This window comes from Nitratireductor pacificus pht-3B (assembly GCF_000300335.1).
Lineage (GTDB): Bacteria > Pseudomonadota > Alphaproteobacteria > Rhizobiales > Rhizobiaceae > Nitratireductor > Nitratireductor pacificus.
Map to the genome: position 1 here is coordinate 1 of NZ_AMRM01000017.1, position 17,718 is coordinate 17,718.

Sequence of the window (17,718 nt, forward strand, 5' to 3'; positions counted from 1 at the left end):
CCCGCCGCATCATTGCCGCCAGGCGCCGGGTCGCCGCCCTGCCCGGGTCCGAACAGGTCCGCGAGAATCTGCGGGAGAAGAACCGTGTTCCGCCCGATGGGAGCAGGCGCCGTTTCGGGCGGGCGCGTTGCCGGCTCCTCGTCGATGGCGGGCGGCGCGCCGTCCTGCGTCTGCGCGCCGGCGCTTCCCGCCCACAAGCCGAGGGCAGCCAGCACGAGGCTCAGGCGAAGCAGGAAGGCGATCCGTCTATTCATCTGCGGGCTTGCGCCCCGTCATCACGGTTTCGACAATGCCGGCCTTTTCCAGCCCGGCGACGATCCCGTCATACTGCGCGACAGTCTTTGCCGGTACAAGGACCCGGTAATGTCCGCCCGGGAGCGGCCCCGCGTCGATCTCCAGCCCCGAAGCGCCCAGTAGCGCCGAGACCTCCGCCATGGAGGCATCCGCCCTGAAGGTGACGAAGGCGAAGGGCGCGTTCTCGCGCTCGGAGCCGGCGACGGAATATTGCTCCGTACCGTTCATGTTGATCCACACGGTCTGGCCGACCAGGATGGCCAGTGCCAGCCCGGCCGCCACCCAGGCGGCCTGAATGGGCATCGAGGGCAGGAAGCGGGCGAGCCGTTCGCTGAGGGAAAGCGCGGGCGCGCGCTCCTTCCCGGCCTCGCGGTCGAGGCTTTCCGAGAACCGCGCCAGCGCATCGGCGGGCGGCCGGATGGCCTCGTTGACGCCGAGCGCCGCGGAATATTCGGCCTCGGCTTCGGCCAGCGACGCCATCGCGTCCGGGTCCGAGGCGAGCCATTCCTCGACCTCGCGCAGTTCAGACCCCGCCAGCGTGCCGTTCAGGAAGAACGGCAGCAGCGCCTCGAGCCGGTCGCGGCGGTTTGAAAAAGCGTTCTCACTCATGGCCAGCCTCGATCGTACCCAGCCGCCTTCAGAGCTTCGCCGAGCTTCTTGCGGGCGTAAAACATTCTCGTCTTCACGGTGGCGACCGGCACGGCAAGGATCTCGCCGATCTCGGTGACCGACTTGCCGTGATAATAGGCAAGGTCCACCACCACGCGATGCTCTTCGGAGAGCATGTCGACAAAACGGCGCAGCGCCGCGCCCTTGTCCTCCTTCATCGCCGCCACCTCGGGCGTGTCGGCGCTGTCGGCGACCGCCTCGGCCTGCCCCTCCTCGAGCGTTTCCTCCCGGCGCTTGCGCAGCGCCGAAAGCGCCTTGAAGCGGGCGATGCCGAGCAGCCAGGTCGAAACCTGGGAACGGCCCTCGAAGCGCGGCGCCTGGCGCCACACCTCCAGAAAAACCTCGTTTGCGATGTCGTCAGCCATGCTTTCCGATCCCGTCTGGCGCACCACGAAACGGTAGACCCGCATGTGGTGGCGCATGAACAAGAGCCGGAGTGCGGCGCGGTCGCCGCGCCCCACCCGCGCCACCAGTGCCGCATCGGACGTCGGGTCCGATGCGCCGCTCATGGCAGGCCCTTCCATGCTGTGTCGCGCGGCGGATCGACTTGGTTCATCGCGTTCTCCCCCAATTGCCGGAACGCTACCCGATGATGCTTACCAAAACCAGAAGTCAGGTTTGGATGAACCTTTTCATGCCCCGGTCAGACCCACCCCGTAGGGTTCGCATGGTGCGCACCCGTGAAAGGAGTGTTCTGATGACACGAATCCACGACTGCAGGCAGTCGGCGGCACCGCCCTGGGCCATGCCCGGGGCGGCTTTGTTGACGCTGCGTAAGCGAGGGCGTACCCTTGCCGTCGACGGGGTTGATACAGACCCTGCTTCGGGGGGACTCGCCGGAAAAAGCGGGACTGGGCGCGATACGAACGCCCTGCCGGTTACAGCCCCGAACGGTATCGGGAGGCATGTTATGCGGCAAAATCATCGGCTCCCGGCGCACCGCGTCGGGAAGGCGAACCTCCGTTCCAGCTTTTTTGCCAGACATCTTGCATCGGGTTGCGCGGCGATTGCCCTGGTGATGGGCGTTGCGCTGGCCGCCCCCGCGCAGGCACAGGAAAGCTCCATCATCCAGCCGGGCTTCATGGCCGTGACGGGTTTTCCCGGCACGCTCATCCCCGGTTTCGAGGAAGGATTGCTGCCCGGCGTCGATCCGGTCGACGAGACCTTCATCGACATGGAGCGCGCCTCGTTGCGCATCTTCGACATGACCTGGCTCGGCGGCCCGCCGACCGGCCAACTGGTCTTCACGCCGCCGCCCTTCGAGGTGCCGGCATCGGAGATCGGCCAGGTCTTCGGCCTCGCCTATGACGACGGCCGGCGCGACGACACGACCGCCATCGTGCCCAATCTCTACGCCGCCGCGACGTCGCTGCACGGCGTGCAGATCGTCACGGAGGACGAGGACGAGGACGGGCGACCCGAGCGCCAGCGGCGCGGCGCGGAAGGCGTCCGCTTCATGGACGGCCAGTTCGGCGAGAAGAACGGCGGCGGCCCCGGCTCGATCTGGAAGATCGACGGACTGACCGGCGCCGTCTCGCTGTTCGCCGACATCGCGACCAACAGCGGTCCCGGCATCGGCAACGTCGCCTTCGACCGGTCGCACCGGCAGTTCTTCGCCTCCGACCTCGATTCCGGCCTGATCCACCGCATCGACATCGACGGCAATCTGGTCGACACGTTCGACCATGGCGTCGATGGCCGGCCCGCGCGCGGGCTGGCCCCGGTGGCCGACGACGGCGCGGTGATGGACATTGCCGGCGCCGCCTTCGATGCCGAGGAACCGAGGACTTGGGGCTACACCCAGGACGAGCGCCGCGTCAATGGCCTCGCCGTCCATGGCGGCCGGCTCTACTACGCGGTCGGCGAGGAAGCCGAGATCTGGTCCGTGGGCATCGCCCGTGACGGGACCTTCGCCGGCGATCCGCGCTGGGAGCTGACGGTCGAGGCGGAGGAGGACCTTCCGGTCACCGACATCGCCTTCGACACGCGCGGCTTCATGTATCTCGCCCAGCGCGGCGAGGTGGAGAACCGCTACGACTATTCGAGCTTCGCCGACAGCGGCGAGGCCTCGGTCCTGCGCTACTGGCGCGAAAGCCCCGACGATCCGGCGACGGAGAGCATCTGGGTGCCAATGCCGCAGGAATACGCGGTCGGCTTCCCAGAGCCCCATCGCCAGGGCGGCGGCGGCATCGACCTGCAATATGGCTACGACGCCGAAGGCTTCTTCAACCGCAACGCCTGCGCGAGCACGCTGGTCAAGACCGGCGACCGGCTGCGCGACAATCCGGCCCTTGAGGAGCGGCTCGTCGAAGGCGGGCCTCTGGCCGTTCACGGGGTGCAGCTCACTGCATCCTTCCTTGTCCGGCCGAAGAACGAGCCGCCCTTCGGTTCCTGGTTCGCCGATTTCGATGGCTTCTTCGACGATCCCGAGGTGAAGGGCCATGTCGGCGACGTCGAGGTCTGGCGGCCCTGCGAGGGCCGGGCCGGCTATTACGAGCCGATCCCCTATCCGGGCGACTATCCCCTGCCCGGCTGGCCTCCCGGCTTCCCGCCGCCGAACGACCTTCCGCCCTGTATCGAGGTGGAGGCTGCGGAGTATTTCTGCACGCCCGCAGGTCTCGAAGCCGATCTCTACATCCGTGACCACGCCGGCATCGGCGGCGATTCGCTGCATGCGAAATCGCTGACCCCCGGCGTCGGCGTTTTCCCGCCCAAGCAGACGGTTCCCGGTCTGGCCACGCCGTTCACATTCGGCATCAGCGGCCACATCCCCGGCGAGACCGTCGACCTCGGCCTTTGTTTCTACAAGGACGCCGATGCGAAGGCGGGTGGCTACTTCCCCTGTTGCAAGGTGACGTTGCCGCTCGAAACGCCGCTTGAATCCTGCGCGCCTTGAGGGGGGGAACGATGACCATGTTTACCCACCTCGCCGAACGCGACACGTTCAACGAAGTCATGGAGACGATCATGAAACCCGTAGCAGACATGGCGCGCAGGCCGCGCTGGCTGCTGGCGGCCGGCATGGCGCTCTCCACCGCGCTCATGCCGTTTGCCGGCGCAGTTCCGGCCCACGCGCAGGACCGGGTTGTCGAGGAACTCGAAGTCCTCGAGACGCCCGGCGACCCCGAAGGTCCCCGGATCAAACTGGAGCCGGAGATCCCTGAAGCCGAGCCGATCCTGAGGCCCTTCCTCGAGAAGCGCGGCAGACAGCTCGATTGCGATTATGTGGAATACCGTTTGCGTCTCGGCGTGCGCGGCGAACCCGCCATGATCGCCCATCCGGGTCTCGACGCGTTCCTTTCGGATGTGAAGTTCGAGCTGACGGACCAGCTTCCCGCCAATCTGTCGATCGTCGACGTGACCTTCAGCGGCGACATCATCGGCGCCGGTGGCGGGCCCGTTCCGCCCCATGTGGTCGGCACCACAGCGACCACGGACGACACGCTGACCCAGTCGGATTTCCATCTGACCGCAGCCGATCTTGATGGCGACGGCAGCCTCACCGAGCGCGCCATCGACATCACCATAAAGGCCAGGATCGACCAGGCGGCCTTCCCCGCCGTCACCAATGTCGACAACCAGGCCAATGTGGCCGTCATCCGTGTCGCCACCGGCGGCCTGGTCGCCACAATACCGTCGCACGATCCGGCCCTGCCGGACGATGGCGACTGGAAGACCGGCGACCCGACGACGATTCCCATCGACGTGACGGATTGCGAGCCGCCGCCTCCCCCGCCGCCCGGCGACGGGCCCGAGGAAGCCTGTTTCGCGGTCGAGACCGGCGAGGTGGACTGCACCCCCGGCGGCGGAGCCTATATCTACCGCATGGATGTCGGCCCCGAGATGGCCGGCCGCGTCGTCGCCGTCAGCACGACCACGCCCGGCATCACCATCGACCCGCCCGACCAGATCGTGCCCGCCGGCGGCGGCACGCTGGAATGGAAGATCACCGGCGCCGCTCCCGGCGAGACCGTGCATCTGATCGTCACCGGCATCGAGACCTATGCGGGTCCGGCCGAAGGCGTCGGCCTGTGCTGCTCGCAGGTGGTGGACATCGAAATCCCCGAGGATCTCGATTGCCCGCCCGATGACGAGGGCGAGCCGGACATCAAGGTCGAGAAGCGCGCCGACGAGGCCGAATGCGAGATCGACGGTTCGTGCGACTTCACCATCCGCGTCTCCAACGCGGGCGATGCGCCCTATACCGGCAAGATCGTCCTCGACGAGGTCACGACGCCCGGCAACGCCGCGGTCGTCTCCGGCCCCAACGCGCCATGGACCTGCGTGCCCATGGCGAGCCCGATGTCGTGCGAGCATCCCGAAACCACGCTCAATCCGGGTGAGTTCGTCGAACTGAAGCTCGGCTTCCAGCCGGGTCCGGGATGGTCGTGGCGCGGCATCCGCAACTGTGCCGAATACGATTATACGACCAGCGGCAAGGGTCCGTTCGGCGATCCGACGAACGACAAGGCCTGCGCCTCGATCGCGATCTGCCTGCCGGGCGATCCCGAATGCACACCGCCGGAGAATGACATTCCCGACATCGCGGTGCGCAAGCGGGCCGATCCCTCGCTCTGCACGCCCGACGGCCTGTGCACCTATGTCGTGACGGTGTTCAACGCCGGCGCCACGCCCATCAACGGCCCGGTCACCTTCGTCGACACCTTCCCGGGCGGCGACGTCGCCTCGGCCACGTTCAGCCCCTCGCCGCCCTGGACCTGCGCGCCGCTCGCCGGCAACAGCTTCCAGTGCGATCATCCGATGCTGAGCCTGATCCCCGGCGGAGCGACCGACATCCTCGTGACGACGGTGGTCGGCGACTACCCGACCAACACGGTCGAGAACTGCGCCAAGGTGACGCCGCTTGCGGGCGAAACGAACCTGGCCAATAACGAAGCCTGCGCGACGGCGACGATACCGGGCACCCCCGGCAAGCCGCTCATGCGCATCCAAAAGACCTGCGACACGACGGTCACGTCCGCCAGCGTCTCCTGCCGCATCACGGTCACCAGCGTCGGCACAGCCGCCCCGATGGGCCCGGTGCGTGTCAACGACGCAGCCGAGATCATCGGTTCGGGCACGCCGGTCGACATCCAGTCCGTCACGCCGGACGGCCCGGAATGGTCGTGCGGTCCGGTTCCGGCAGCCACGCTCGGCTGTCAGATTCCCGGTGCGGTCATGACCCCCGGCACCTCGCGCCACTTCGACGTGACGGTGAATGTCTCGCCCAATGAACGGTTCGAGAACTGCGCCCGCGGTTCCTTCGGCCCGGCGCCGGGCGACGACATCGTCTATCCGTTCGGCGAAGCCTGCGCTCAGGGCGGCACCCAGATCACCGTCGACAAGACGGGCGACGCCGAGTGCCGGCTGGGCGAACCCTGCACGTTCCAGGTCACGATCCGGAACGAGGGTCCATCGGCGATCTCCGCTCCGGTCAGGATCGGCGACGCCCTGACGGTCGAGGGCTTCGGCGGCGTTCCCGCCACCATCCTCTCCGTCAACCCGCCCTTCGGCTGCACGCCGGAGCCGACGGAACTGCCCTTCGTCTGCGAAACCAACCTGACGCTCGGCGCCGGCGAAAGCCGCATGCACGAGGTGACGGTGGAACTGCCGGCGGATGGCGGTCTGGCCAATCAGGTGGCCAACGGCGCCAACGGCCGCAACTGCGCCGCCGTGGTGCCGCCGAACGCCGACGTCCGCGCCATGACCGCGGTGGGACCGGCAGCACCGGGCGCAGATCGTCCGTTCGACTGCCACGACTTCCGCATCATGCCGGTCGAGGAAGACGAGCCTGACGTCCAGTGCTCGCCGGGTCTGGTGTTCAACAATGACGGCCGCTGCGTCTGCCCGGAGGGCACCACCTTCCGCAACGGCGAGTGCGTCGGCAGCTCCTCGATCCCGCTGCCCACGCCGCGTCCGCGGCCGCAGCCTCAGCCGGAGCCGGAGAAGCCGCGTCCGCAGGCGGAATGCCGCCTGCTGCCCGGCCAGATCCGCACCCGCGAAGGCCAGTGCGTCTGCCCGCGCGGAACCCAGCTGGTTCGGGGTGCCTGCCGCAAGCCGGAAGTGCAGCGCGAATGCCCGAGGGGCACGACGGGTCGCTACCCGAACTGCCGCCCCATCGTGCAGGAGCGTTGCCCGCGCGGCACGACGGGAACGCCGCCCAACTGCCGGCCGATCGTCCAGCAGTGCCGCCTGCTGCCGGGCATGATCCGCACCCGGGACGGACAGTGCGTCTGCCCGCGCGGAACCCGCCTGGTCGCCGGCGCCTGCCGCAAGCCGGAAGTGCAGCGCGAATGCCCGAGAGGCACGACGGGTCGCTACCCGAACTGCCGCCCCATCGTGCAGGAGCGTTGCCCGCGCGGCACGACGGGAACGCCGCCCAACTGCCGGCCGATCGTCCAGCAGTGCCGCCTGCTGCCGGGCATGATCCGCACCCGGGACGGACAGTGCGTCTGCCCGCGCGGAACCCGCCTGGTCGCCGGCGCCTGCCGCAAGCCGGAAGTGCAGCGCGAATGCCCGAGAGGCACGACGGGTCGCTACCCGAACTGCCGCCCGATCGTTCAGCAGCGGTGCCCGCGCGGCACGGTCGGGAACTTCCCGAACTGCCGTCCGGTCGTCCAGCAGCGCTGCCCGCGCGGCACGGTCGGTACGCCGCCCAACTGCCGCAAGGTGCAGCAGCCGCCGGTGAACCGTGTCGTCCCCCGGCAGCCGGATACGAACGTGCCCCTGCGTGTCGTTCCCCAGCTCCTGCGGCCGCGCGACAACAGCAACCGGCTCCAGTGATCCGGTCTGCCTGAAACCAGACCCCGCCGGTTCGCCGGCGGGGTTCTTTCATGGGGTCGTCCGACCTCCGGAACACCACATGCAGGACATCGGGGGTGTTTTCCAAAAAGGGGTTCCTTCTTGTTAACACTCCGCGGCTAAGCCCTGCGGCCAGAGACTGGAAGGGACAGCCAGCAAACCGGAAGCATGTTGTGTGGACCATCATTTTCAAGGCGACCATGGTCACGGTCGGCGTCATCTTCTTCAGCCAGATCATCTCTTTCTCGATCCGATGGTCCAGCGGCCAGCCCTTCACCGCCTTCGTCTTCCTGATGAACTCCGTGCTGCCCCTGCTGACGGCCTTCCCGGCCGGCTTCATGGTCTTCTGGCAGAATGAGAAGCTCCGGGTCGCGCTCAGGGCCCTCGAGGAAGCGAATCGCCAGCTCGAACAGCGCGCCACGCGCGATCAGATGACCGGGTTCCTGAACCGGGAGGCATTCTTCGACCGGTTCCGGGCGCTTCGCCGCACCCGGGGTACCGGCGCGCTGCTGATGATCGACGCGGACCATTTCAAGGCCGTCAATGACGGCTTCGGGCATCAGGCGGGCGACCGCGCTCTGGAACTGATCGCCGGCGCAATCCAGGCGACCGTCCGCGGAGAAGACGTCATCGGCCGTATCGGCGGCGAAGAGTTCTGCGTTTTCCTTCCCGGGGTGGACAGCCGGGAGGCCTCGTCGGTCAGCGAACGCCTGCGGCAGGCGGTCGAGCATCTGGTGTTCGAGCCGGCGGGCGGCGCGCGGCGCGCTCTGACCGTCAGCATCGGCATGACGATGGACAACGGCGCCGGCACCGTATCGCAACTGATGCGCCGGGCCGACCGCTGCCTCTATGAAGCGAAACACCGCGGCCGCAACCGGGTCGTCTCGGAGCCGGCGCTGCGCGTCGCCTGAGCCCCCGGCGAGCCACAGCGCCAAGACCGGCAGGCGGCGTCTCGGAACAATACGGCCGGTATGCGATGATCTTGAGGATCATGGGGGCGCCGTTGAACTCGAAAAATACTTGAAGACAATCGGTTAAACGCAGGTTCGCATCTCAGACTTCACGGCCTGCTCCAATGGTTTGCAGCGCCCCGTGCGAAGTCGCGCCGCGCTTCAAGAAATAAGATGGATCTCAAGCAGCGAGGGGCCTTCGGAGGGACCGTTTCGTCAGCGCCCTCCATGGTGTGTAAGAATCGCGAGCCGACCAGCCAATGACGGGCTTCTGCTCTCCTGAAGAAACACCTGCGTCAGTCGGGGATCACCCGCTTCCACAGATGCCTCTCGACCGTGCTCCTGCACAGCACCGCTCCTAGCCCAGGCATCGAACTGACTGGCATGCGGCCGTTCTTGACATTGTCTTCCCAGGGATTTTCGAGAATGGGCACGTAGTTCGGTTCCGATGCATAGTCAGGAAAGCACTCGAGAACCATGAAATTGGGAATGCAGGCGGAGAGCTGCGCCGAGATCGCCGTGGCCAGCGTGCTTCCATAATTGTGCGGGGCGACGCGCGCGTTGTGGATCTCCGCCAGCGCGGCGATCTTCTTTCCTTCCATGATCCCACCTGTGTTGCAGAGATCCGGCTGGATAATAGAGACGGCTCCCGTTTCAAGCAGAATGTGGAAACCGAAACGCGTGTAGACACGCTCGCCCGCCGCCAGCGTGATCGGCGTGGAGCGCCCGACCTTCGCCAGCGCGCCGGGCAAGGCCGGGTCCACCGGCTCCTCGACGAAACAGATGTTAAAGGGTTCCAGCCGGCGCAGGAGCGGCAGGAGCTGATCGCTGGAAAGCCCGCCCCCGAAATCGAGCATGATGGCGACATCTTCGCCCACGGCCGCACGCAGCTTCTCGACACGTTCGATGACAAGCGCACTCTCGCCCTGGCGCAGGCTGCGGCGGGCCGGATGGCGGATCACGGTGATGGGGTCGGCCATGCCCAGCGGGTAGAGTTTCAACCCGCGATAGCCCCGCTCGACCGCGCGCAGGCCCGCCTCCGCGAACGCACTGCCGCTGTTGCACCCAAGCCACCAGCCATTGGCATAGACGTCCAGTTCGGTTTCGATCGGCCCACCAAGAAGCATGTGGACGGGAACGCCGAGCGCCTTGCCCTTGATATCCCAGAGCGCGTGGTCGATCGCGCTGAGGCCCGCCATCGAGATCGCGCCGCCGCCCTTTGTCCAGAAACCCTGGTCGTAGATGTCGTTCCAGATCAGCTCGACGGGCGAAGGATCGCGGCCGATCACCAGGCGTTCGAGCATCGCCGCCAGCATCTCGGCGGCGGCCGTGGTTCCAAGGCCGTAGGCGATGCCGGCTTCACCAAGCCCCGTTATGCCCGCATCGGTCTCCAGTTCCAGAATGACGGCGCGGCGAAAGCCCGTCGGCACGACATAGATGTTGGCGGCGGTGATCTTCATGAACATGTCCAGAACGGTTGCTTGTGCCCGACTGTCCGATGCCGAGGCGCGCATCACAATGGAATTGTGGTCAGGGGCCTGTGCCTGGGAGGAATAGCCTCCCGCCAGGATGTCAGCCCAGCATCCTCGCAAGCTGGCGCTCTTCCTGCTCCATCTCCGCGATCAACCAGTCCCGCACGAGTTCCACGACGGGACGGATCGCCCGCTGGCTCGACGACACCAGATGATAGCTGCGGTCGGTGAGGATGACCTTGTCGCTGGCGCTGACCAGCATGCCGTCGATGACGAGCCGCGAGACCACCGAGGTCCACCCCAGCGCCAGCCCCTGCCCGCTGAGCGCCGCCTGCAGCACGACGGAATAGTCCGAGAAGGAAAGCTGGTTCCACGTGGTCGGAATCCGCCTGCCGGCCTCCGAGGCAAACTCGGACCAGCCGAACCAGTGGTCCGGCAGGTTGATCAGTGTATGCGGCGAGACCGGCGCATCGAAGGAACCGCGCTCGCGGACATATCCGGGAGCGCCGATGGCGAGGACCCTTTCGGGCGCGAACCAGCCGCCGAGCTTGCGGGCGTCGTCGCCCACCGCGACCCGGAGCCCGAGATCGCAGTTCGCCAAAGGTCCCCCGACGCTGCCGGGCAGGAGCTGGAACTGCAGGTCGGTATTGGGAAACTGTTCGCGAAAACTGCTGTAGCGCGGCATCAGCCAATGGGTCGCCATGCCCGACGAGATCGAGAGCATCACCACTTCGCGCGTGCCGTCGCGGCCCTCGATCTCGTCGAGCACGTCCTCGATGGAATGAAAGGCTCGGGTGGTCACGCGGCTGAGCTTCTTGCCGGCTTCCGACAGGGCGAGGTTCGGGCCGGAGCGGATGAAGAGTTTTTCGCCGAGATGCTTCTCGAGCGACGCCACCGCATGGCTGACCGCCGGCTGCGTGATGTTCAGCTCATCCGCCGCCTTGGAGAAATTCGCATGCCGGGCGGCCACCTCGAAGACGAAGAGCGTGCTGGGTGAGGGAAGATGCCGGCGCAATACCATGAGCTGAATTTATACTGAGGATGAATCTTTTCAACCTGTTTGTCGTCCGATCGTCATGGCAACCTCCCGGTTAACCGATCGCAAGAGCGGCGAAGAACAATAAGCGGAACGCTATGCTTGCGCGCGACGGGACCGTTGCCGGGCTTCAATTCCGAGAACAGAGCAGAAGGTCCGGCGATGGCTTTGGACACGGAACAGCTGCGCGCCGAAACGCCGGGCTGCAGACCTGAAATGGTTCATTTCAACAATGCGGGCGCCAGCCTCATGCCGCGACCGGTCATCGAGGCGGTCGAGCGCCATTGGGCCGAGGAGATCATGTCGGGAGGCTATGAAGCAGCGGAAGGAGCGGCCGGCCGGTTGCAGGCCGCCTACGACGCGACGGCACGACTTGTCGGCGGCGCGCCCGACGAGATCGCATTCTTCGACAATGCCACCCGCGCCTGGCAGGCCGCCTTCTATGCCGTCGGCTGGGAGCCGGGAGACCGGCTGATCACCGGCCAGTCGGAATACAACTCCAACATGATCGCCTTCCGCCACGCCGAGACGCACCTGGGAATCGAGGTGGTTCTGGCACCGGACACCCGCGACGGGATCGTCGATGTGGCGGCTCTCGAAAGGCTGATGACCGACCGCACGCGCCTCATCGCCATCTCGCACATGCCGACGAATGACGGCCTCATCAACCCCGCCCGGGAGATCGGCGCGGTGGCGCGCCGGCGGGGCGTTCCGTTCCTGCTCGACGCCTGCCAGTCCGTCGGGCAGATGCCCATCGATGCCGGGGCACTCGGCTGCACCATGCTTTCGGCCACGGGCCGCAAATACATTCGGGGGCCGCGCGGAACAGGATTTCTGTGGGTGGACGGCGCCGCGCTCGATGCGCTCCGGCCCCATGTTCTCGACATCCAGTCGGCGCAATGGACGGAGGTTGACCGGTTCGAGCTCGCCGCCGGGGCGCGCCGCTTCGAGCTCTGGGAGCGCAATGTCGCCGCCCAACTGGGCCTCGGCGCCGCATGCCGATATGCGCTGGACATCGGTCTCGAGAACATCTGGACGCATGTCAGCGGCCTCGCGATGCAGATGCGCAGCATGCTTGCCGGCCTGCCGGGCATCACCGTGCAGGATCGCGGCATCGAACAAAGCGGCATCGTGACTTTTTTCCACGAAACCGTCCCGGCGGAGGCGCTCGTGCGCCAGTTGCGCGAGCGTTTCGGCATCAACACTTCGGTTTCCAACACCCAGCTCACACGCCGGTCGCTGCGGGAACAGGGCGTGACTGCACTGGTGAGGGCATCGGTGCACGCCTACAACACGGCTGACGAAGTCCGGCGCCTCGGCGAGGCGCTTGCGGTTCTGACGGCGGGAAAACAGGGAAAGAAGGAATTGAACGCAGGGCAGAACGCCTGATCTGGCCTGGTTCGGGGAACGCATGAACCAGAAAAAAAGACAAAGGAGAACGGCCATGACATTCAAGCCGACGAGACGAACGGTTCTGACCGGAATGGGGATTGCCGGCGTTGCCGGCCTGTGCGCACCCGGTCTGATCCGACCGGCCCACGCCGCTTCCGGCGAACTCAACATCTGGGCCTATGACGGGTTCATCACCGACGCATTCCGCAAGCGCTTCGAGGACGAGACCGGCATCCGCCTGAACATCCGCACCGTCACCGACCAGGGCGAGCAGTTCAACCTGATGGCCGCCGAGAACGGCAAGTTCAGCGCCGACATCGTGACCTGCGCCGGCCACCGCTTCTACCAGTTCATCGACGCCGGCTTCCTCGCACCCATCGACCGGGCGAAGCTCGGCAATTGGAGCCGGATCGAGGACGAGTACGCGAGCGCTTCGTGGGTCTCGCGCTCGGGCGAACAGTGGGGCGTCCCGCTGGTCGTCGTCTCCACCGGCCTTCTCTACAACACAGAGCAGATTGAGGCGCCGACAAGCTGGGACGTGATGTTCGACGAGGCCAATGCCGGGCGCACGGCCTACCAGATCCAGGACTTCTTCCAGATCGTGATGAACTATCTGGGCTATGACGGCTCGGCTGCAACCTACATGAACACGCCGGACGTGGCGCAGCGCGCGGTCGACGCGACCCGCGATTTCCTGATCGAGCACAAGCACATGGTGCGCCGCTACTACGAGGCCGCGACCGAAATCCAGCAGATGATGGTGACGGGCGACGTGGCGCTGGCGCAGGCGGGTTCCGGCCCCTCCTCGCAGCTCATCATCGACGGCTTCCCCGCTGGCTACACCATTCCGAAGGAAGGCGGGCTCGCCTATGCCTACGGCTTCAACATCACGAAGGATGCGGCCAACATGGAGAACGCCTACACCTTCCTGAACGCGCTTCTGGGCGACGCGGAGAACGGCGCCGAGATCGTCCGTTCCACCGGTCTTTCCTCTACCATCAAGGGCACCGAGGCGCTGCTGACGGATCAGGAAAAGGAGGCCCTGGCCCTGAGCGCAGAAGAGCGCAGCCGGCTTTCCTGGGTTGACGTCGAGACAGCGCCCTTCATCTTCGACCTGATCGACAAGGCGGCGGAAGAAATCCGCGCCGCCTGACCGACGATCAAAGCCCGGCCGGCTGCCTTCCCGGCGGCCGGCATCGAAGCCGAAGACGAGTATCCATGACCAGCCTGCTCATTCATCTGCGACGGTTTTCCGTCTATCGCGGCCTGACCGACCTCTATGCCCGCTCGCCGCTGGCGCGACTTCTGATCGTCAGCGTCGTGCCGCTTCTGTGGATTCTCGGCACGACCGCCGCGCCGTTGGCGCAGATGGTTCTGGTCAGCTTCTATGAGAGCTTCCCCGTGGCCGAGGGCGAGACGGCGCGCTGGACACTCGCCAACTATGCGAGCTTCTTCGAGCGGCCGCTCTATCTGACCGCCTTCCTGCGTTCCTTCGTCTTCGCGACCATCGTCACCTTCCTGACGCTGCTCGTGGTCTTTCCCATCGCCTATTACATCGCCAAGGTGGCCCCGCGCGGCCGCCGCACGAGGCTGCTCCTGCTGGTGATCGCACCCTTCTGGGTGAGCGAGATCATCCGCAGCTTCGCCTGGATCGTGATGCTGGCCAATCGCGGGGCAGTGAACTCATTTCTCTCCCTCATCGGCATTCCCGGCACACCGGTGGAACTGCTCTACAACAATATCTCGCTGACCATCGGCGTCATCTACCTGACTTCGCTCTACATGCTGCTGCCGCTCTATGCGGCGCTGGAAAAGATCGACGACAACGTCCTGGAGGCGGCGGCCAATCTGGGTGCGCCGGCATGGCGGCGCTTCCTGCGCATCGTCCTGCCGCTGTCGCGCGACGGCGTTGTGGCCGGGTGCTCTCTGGTGTTCCTGCTGGTGATCGGTCTCTACGCCATGCCGCAGCTTCTGGGCGGGCCGGGCAACACGCTGTTTGCCACCACCATCGGCCAGATTTTCGCCAAGGCCGGCGCATCCTGGCCGCAAGGCAGCGCCTTCAGCATCATCCTGACGGGGACGGCACTCGCCTATGTCGGCCTGTTTGTGGCAATCTTCCAGCGGCGCGGCCGCGGGAGGACATGACCATGCGCCTGCGCAATCTCGCCCTCCCCGGTCTCTTTTGGCTGTTTGTCGCCTATCTCTTCCTGCCGCTTCTCGTCATGGCGGCCATGGGCTTCCGCGATTCCAACTTCGTCGCTTTCCCGATCCACAGCTGGACCACCAAATGGTACGGCGAGGTGCTGCTCGACCGCGACGTCATGGAGGCGCTGTGGCTCTCGGCCAAGGTGGCGGTGGCATCGACGGTGATATCCGTGGCCGTCGGACTGCCGGTTGCCTTCGCCGTCGCGCGCACCTCCGGCATCGCGCGCGGTCTCCTGATCGCCCTCATTCTCCTGCCCGCCTTCCTGCCGGTGGTCGTCTCGGCGATTTCGCTGCGCATCTTCATTGGCCGCATCGGCCTCGAGACGGGCACGGCGGCGATTGCCTTCGGGCATGCGGTCGGCTCCGTGCCCTTCGTCGTCATCATGGTCCTGACCCGTCTCAACACGATGGGCCGCAACATGGCCGATGCGGCGCGCAATCTCGGCGCGGATGATGTCATCATCCTCGTGCGCATTGTTCTGCCCTGTCTTTCGCCCGCGCTGCTGGGCGCCTTCATGTTCTGCCTGCTGCTGTCGTTCGAGGACTTCGTGCGCTCGTTCTTCCTCGGCGGTTTCGAGCAGACCTTCCCGGTTCTCCTGTTTGCCCGGCTGCGCTTCGGTTTCGATCCGGGCCTTGCCGCCATCTCAACAATCGTCCTCATCGCCACGACCGGCTTCGGTCTCTACGCCGAACGCTTTGTCCGAAAGCGCAGCCTGCGCAGCGAAACCTCCCTGACTTCCGGTGCCAAGAATGACTGATCCCGTACCCGCCATCGAGATGAAGAACATTCGCAAGGCCTATGGCGCCCTGCGGGTCATCGACGATGTTTCGCTGAAGATCGAGCGGGGTGTGTTCATCACCCTGCTGGGGCCGTCCGGCTGCGGAAAGTCGACGCTGCTGCGCTCCATCGTCGGCCTGGCCGAGCCGGACAGCGGGGAAATTCTGGTCGATGGCAAGGACATCACCCGCGCCGCTGCCCATAACCGTCCGGTGAAGATGGTGTTTCAGGACTACGCGCTGTTCCCGCACATGACCGTCGCCCAGAACATCGGCTTCGGCTGCGAGATGCAGGGCATGGAGAAGAGCGCCATTGCCCGCCGCTGCACCGAGCTTCTGGAACTGATTCGCCTGCCCGACATCGCGAACCGCTATCCCGATGCGCTGTCGGGCGGCCAGCGCCAGCGCGTTGCACTGGCCCGCGCGCTCGCTCCCGATCCGGCCGCGCTGCTGCTGGACGAACCGCTCGGCGCACTCGATCTGAAGCTGCGGCAGGACATGCAGCGCGAGCTGAAGGCCATCCAGCGGCGCACCGGAAAGACCTTCGTTTTCGTCACCCACGACCAGCAGGAAGCGATGTCCATGTCGGATCTGGTGGCGGTGATGAACAAGGGGCGCATCGAACAGCTGGACAGCCCGCAGAACATCTATGCCAATCCGGCGACCCTGTTCATCGCCGATTTCGTCGGCGCCACCAATCTCTTCAAGGCGAAGCTGGAGATGATCGACGGCGGTCACCTCGTGCTGGCTGTCGGCGATGCGCGCTGGCGCATCCCTGCCGCACGGGTGACCTCGGACAGGAAGCCGGTGGCGGGAGAAGCCGTTTCCGTGGTCATCCGGCCAGAGGCTTTCGATATCGGCGCGAGCCGCCGCCAGGACGACATCGTGCTTTCCGGCCGCCTGACCGACCAGACCTATCTCGGCGACCGGGTGCATCTGAATGTCGAGACCGCGGACGGCGCGGCGCTGCTGGTCGATGCCCGGCCCCCGGTGGCCGTTGGCCAGGGCACGGAGATCAAGCTGCGCTGCCGCCCCGACAATCTGGCCATCATCGCCGGCTGACCGACGCAAGAAACGAACTGACAGTGAAATGGAGATGTCTTTATGGAAATGATCGACGCCCGGCGGGTGCATGAACTGCTCGACTACGAAGGCCTGTTCGCAGCGCTGGAAGCCGCGCACAAGGGCGGCATGCCCAAACAGTCCGACCGCCTGATCTATCAGGAGCCGAACCCCGAGGGACAGCCGGACATCTTCATCATCCTGCCCGCCTGGGAACCGCAGGAGGGCATTCTGGCAAAGCTTGTCACCTCCTTCCCGAACAACAAGGCGCGGCACAACCTGCCGACCGTCAACTCCATCTATGTCTTCATCAATGCAGACACGGGCGTCACCGAGGCGGTGATCGACGGCGAGGCGGTGATCTTCCGCAAGACATCCTCGGATTCGGCCTTCGGCTCGAAGCTCCTGTCACGTGAGGATGCAGAGAACTTCCTGATGATCGGCGCCGGCGGTCTGGCGCCCCATCTGGTCAAGGCGCACCTCGCCGCCCGGCCCAGCCTCAAGCGCGTCACGCTTTGGAACCGCACCACCGCAAACGCCGAAGCGCTCGCGAAAACGCTTGCCGCTGAAGGGATCGACGCGGAAGTCGCCTCCGACCTCGATGCCGCGGTGAGCGAGGCCGACATCATCTCGAGCGCCACCATGGCCAACGAACCGCACCTGAAGGGCAAGCTGCTGAAGCCCGGCGCGCATGTGGATCTCGTGGGCTCCTTCACGCCGGAGATGCGCGAAGCCGACGATGACGTCCTGAAGCGCGCCTCGATCTTCGTCGACCACCGCCAGACCACCACGCGCTCCGGCGAGTTCCTCGGCCCGTACGAGCGCGGCATCATCACGCCGGACGATGTGCGCGGCGATCTCTTCGAGCTTTGCCAGGGCAAGGTGAAGGGGCGCCAGTCGGCCGACGAGATCACCATGATGAAGAATGGCGGCGGCAGCCACATCGACTACTACGTGGCGAAGTATCTGATGGACCGGCATCACGGCCGGCCCTTCGCGACGCGCTGTTCGAGCTGAGAGTATGGCGGCGGTTTCACCGCCGCCGCCATCCGCACGGGAC

The 17,718-nt window shown here is 66.0% G+C and carries 13 protein-coding genes and 1 pseudogene; 9 read left to right on the forward strand and 5 right to left on the reverse strand.

Going from position 1 to position 17,718, the window contains the following annotated elements:
- The 3 genes and pseudogenes from NA2_RS14875 to NA2_RS14885 all read right to left on the reverse strand — a co-directional run.
- A pseudogene (locus NA2_RS14875) lies at positions 1–254 on the reverse strand (hypothetical protein); the annotation flags it as partial.
- Entirely contained in the window at positions 247–903 is a 657-nt protein-coding gene (locus tag NA2_RS14880; protein ID WP_008597815.1) for a hypothetical protein, read from the reverse strand. The gene NA2_RS14880 and the pseudogene NA2_RS14875, both read right to left, overlap by 8 nt.
- Positions 900–1,472 carry a sigma-70 family RNA polymerase sigma factor gene (locus tag NA2_RS14885; RefSeq protein ID WP_008597816.1) on the reverse strand — a complete coding sequence of 191 codons (573 nt, stop codon included), beginning with the start codon at positions 1,470–1,472 and terminating at the stop codon, positions 900–902. The genes NA2_RS14880 and NA2_RS14885 overlap by 4 nt, the downstream gene beginning before the upstream one ends.
- Positions 1,473–1,873: 401 nt before the next feature.
- Here NA2_RS14885 and NA2_RS14890 point away from each other — a divergent pair, with 401 nt between their 5' ends.
- From NA2_RS14890 to NA2_RS14900, 3 genes are all read left to right on the forward strand, one after another.
- Positions 1,874–3,859, forward strand: a complete 1,986-nt coding sequence (locus NA2_RS14890) for an NHL repeat-containing protein (protein WP_008597817.1) — start codon at positions 1,874–1,876, stop codon at positions 3,857–3,859.
- 11 nt (positions 3,860–3,870) lie between these two features.
- Complete coding sequence (locus NA2_RS14895; protein WP_008597818.1) at positions 3,871–7,746, forward strand: DUF7929 domain-containing protein; 3,876 nt, start codon at positions 3,871–3,873, stop codon at positions 7,744–7,746.
- 191 nt (positions 7,747–7,937) lie between these two features.
- On the forward strand, positions 7,938–8,675 hold the full coding sequence (locus tag NA2_RS14900; RefSeq protein WP_008597820.1) for a GGDEF domain-containing protein: 738 nt from the start codon (positions 7,938–7,940) through the stop codon (positions 8,673–8,675).
- A 335-nt stretch (positions 8,676–9,010) separates the two neighbouring features.
- On the opposite strand, the gene NA2_RS14905 is transcribed toward NA2_RS14900, so the two are convergent.
- Positions 9,011–10,174 carry a mandelate racemase/muconate lactonizing enzyme family protein gene (locus NA2_RS14905; RefSeq protein ID WP_040678118.1) on the reverse strand — a complete coding sequence of 388 codons (1,164 nt, stop codon included), beginning with the start codon at positions 10,172–10,174 and terminating at the stop codon, positions 9,011–9,013.
- Positions 10,175–10,286: 112 nt separating this feature from the next.
- Complete coding sequence (locus NA2_RS14910; RefSeq protein ID WP_008597822.1) at positions 10,287–11,207, reverse strand: LysR family transcriptional regulator; 921 nt, start codon at positions 11,205–11,207, stop codon at positions 10,287–10,289.
- A gap of 177 nt (positions 11,208–11,384) precedes the next feature.
- Between NA2_RS14910 and NA2_RS14915 the strand changes: the two genes are divergently transcribed.
- The 6 genes from NA2_RS14915 (at position 11,385) to NA2_RS14940 (ending at position 17,675) form a co-directional block, all read left to right on the forward strand.
- Positions 11,385–12,611 (forward strand): aminotransferase class V-fold PLP-dependent enzyme, encoded by a 1,227-nt coding sequence (locus tag NA2_RS14915; RefSeq protein WP_008597823.1) that lies wholly within the window; start codon positions 11,385–11,387, stop codon positions 12,609–12,611.
- Between the two features lie 55 nt (positions 12,612–12,666).
- Positions 12,667–13,767, forward strand: coding sequence for an ABC transporter substrate-binding protein (locus tag NA2_RS14920; RefSeq protein WP_008597825.1), 1,101 nt, complete (start codon positions 12,667–12,669; stop codon positions 13,765–13,767).
- Between the two features lie 65 nt (positions 13,768–13,832).
- On the forward strand, positions 13,833–14,759 hold the full coding sequence (locus tag NA2_RS14925) for an ABC transporter permease (RefSeq protein ID WP_008597826.1): 927 nt from the start codon (positions 13,833–13,835) through the stop codon (positions 14,757–14,759).
- Complete coding sequence (locus tag NA2_RS14930; protein WP_008597827.1) at positions 14,756–15,577, forward strand: ABC transporter permease; 822 nt, start codon at positions 14,756–14,758, stop codon at positions 15,575–15,577. Before NA2_RS14925 ends, NA2_RS14930 begins: the two co-directional genes overlap by 4 nt.
- Entirely contained in the window at positions 15,570–16,658 is a 1,089-nt protein-coding gene (locus NA2_RS14935; RefSeq protein WP_040678104.1) for an ABC transporter ATP-binding protein, read from the forward strand. Before NA2_RS14930 ends, NA2_RS14935 begins: the two co-directional genes overlap by 8 nt.
- A 42-nt stretch (positions 16,659–16,700) precedes the next feature.
- Positions 16,701–17,675: an ornithine cyclodeaminase family protein gene (locus NA2_RS14940; RefSeq protein WP_008597829.1), complete on the forward strand. Its 975-nt coding sequence runs from the start codon at positions 16,701–16,703 to the stop codon at positions 17,673–17,675.
- Positions 17,676–17,718: the final 43 nt, after the last annotated feature.

Bases quoted from the DNA above. Each gene is read 5' to 3' on its own strand.
- NA2_RS14890 (WP_008597817.1), top strand. From the start codon at position 1,874: ATGCGGCAAAATCATCGGCTCCCGGCGCACCGCGTCGGGAAGGCGAAC.
- NA2_RS14915 (WP_008597823.1), top strand. From the start codon at position 11,385: ATGGCTTTGGACACGGAACAGCTGCGCGCCGAAACGCCGGGCTGCAGA.
- NA2_RS14905 (WP_040678118.1), bottom strand. From the start codon at position 10,174: ATGAAGATCACCGCCGCCAACATCTATGTCGTGCCGACGGGCTTTCGC.
- NA2_RS14895 (WP_008597818.1), top strand. From the start codon at position 3,871: ATGACCATGTTTACCCACCTCGCCGAACGCGACACGTTCAACGAAGTC.
- NA2_RS14885 (WP_008597816.1), bottom strand. From the start codon at position 1,472: ATGAGCGGCGCATCGGACCCGACGTCCGATGCGGCACTGGTGGCGCGG.
- NA2_RS14910 (WP_008597822.1), bottom strand. From the start codon at position 11,207: ATGGTATTGCGCCGGCATCTTCCCTCACCCAGCACGCTCTTCGTCTTC.
- NA2_RS14880 (WP_008597815.1), bottom strand. From the start codon at position 903: ATGAGTGAGAACGCTTTTTCAAACCGCCGCGACCGGCTCGAGGCGCTG.
- NA2_RS14925 (WP_008597826.1), top strand. From the start codon at position 13,833: ATGACCAGCCTGCTCATTCATCTGCGACGGTTTTCCGTCTATCGCGGC.
- NA2_RS14940 (WP_008597829.1), top strand. From the start codon at position 16,701: ATGGAAATGATCGACGCCCGGCGGGTGCATGAACTGCTCGACTACGAA.
- NA2_RS14930 (WP_008597827.1), top strand. From the start codon at position 14,756: ATGACCATGCGCCTGCGCAATCTCGCCCTCCCCGGTCTCTTTTGGCTG.
- NA2_RS14935 (WP_040678104.1), top strand. From the start codon at position 15,570: ATGACTGATCCCGTACCCGCCATCGAGATGAAGAACATTCGCAAGGCC.
- NA2_RS14920 (WP_008597825.1), top strand. From the start codon at position 12,667: ATGACATTCAAGCCGACGAGACGAACGGTTCTGACCGGAATGGGGATT.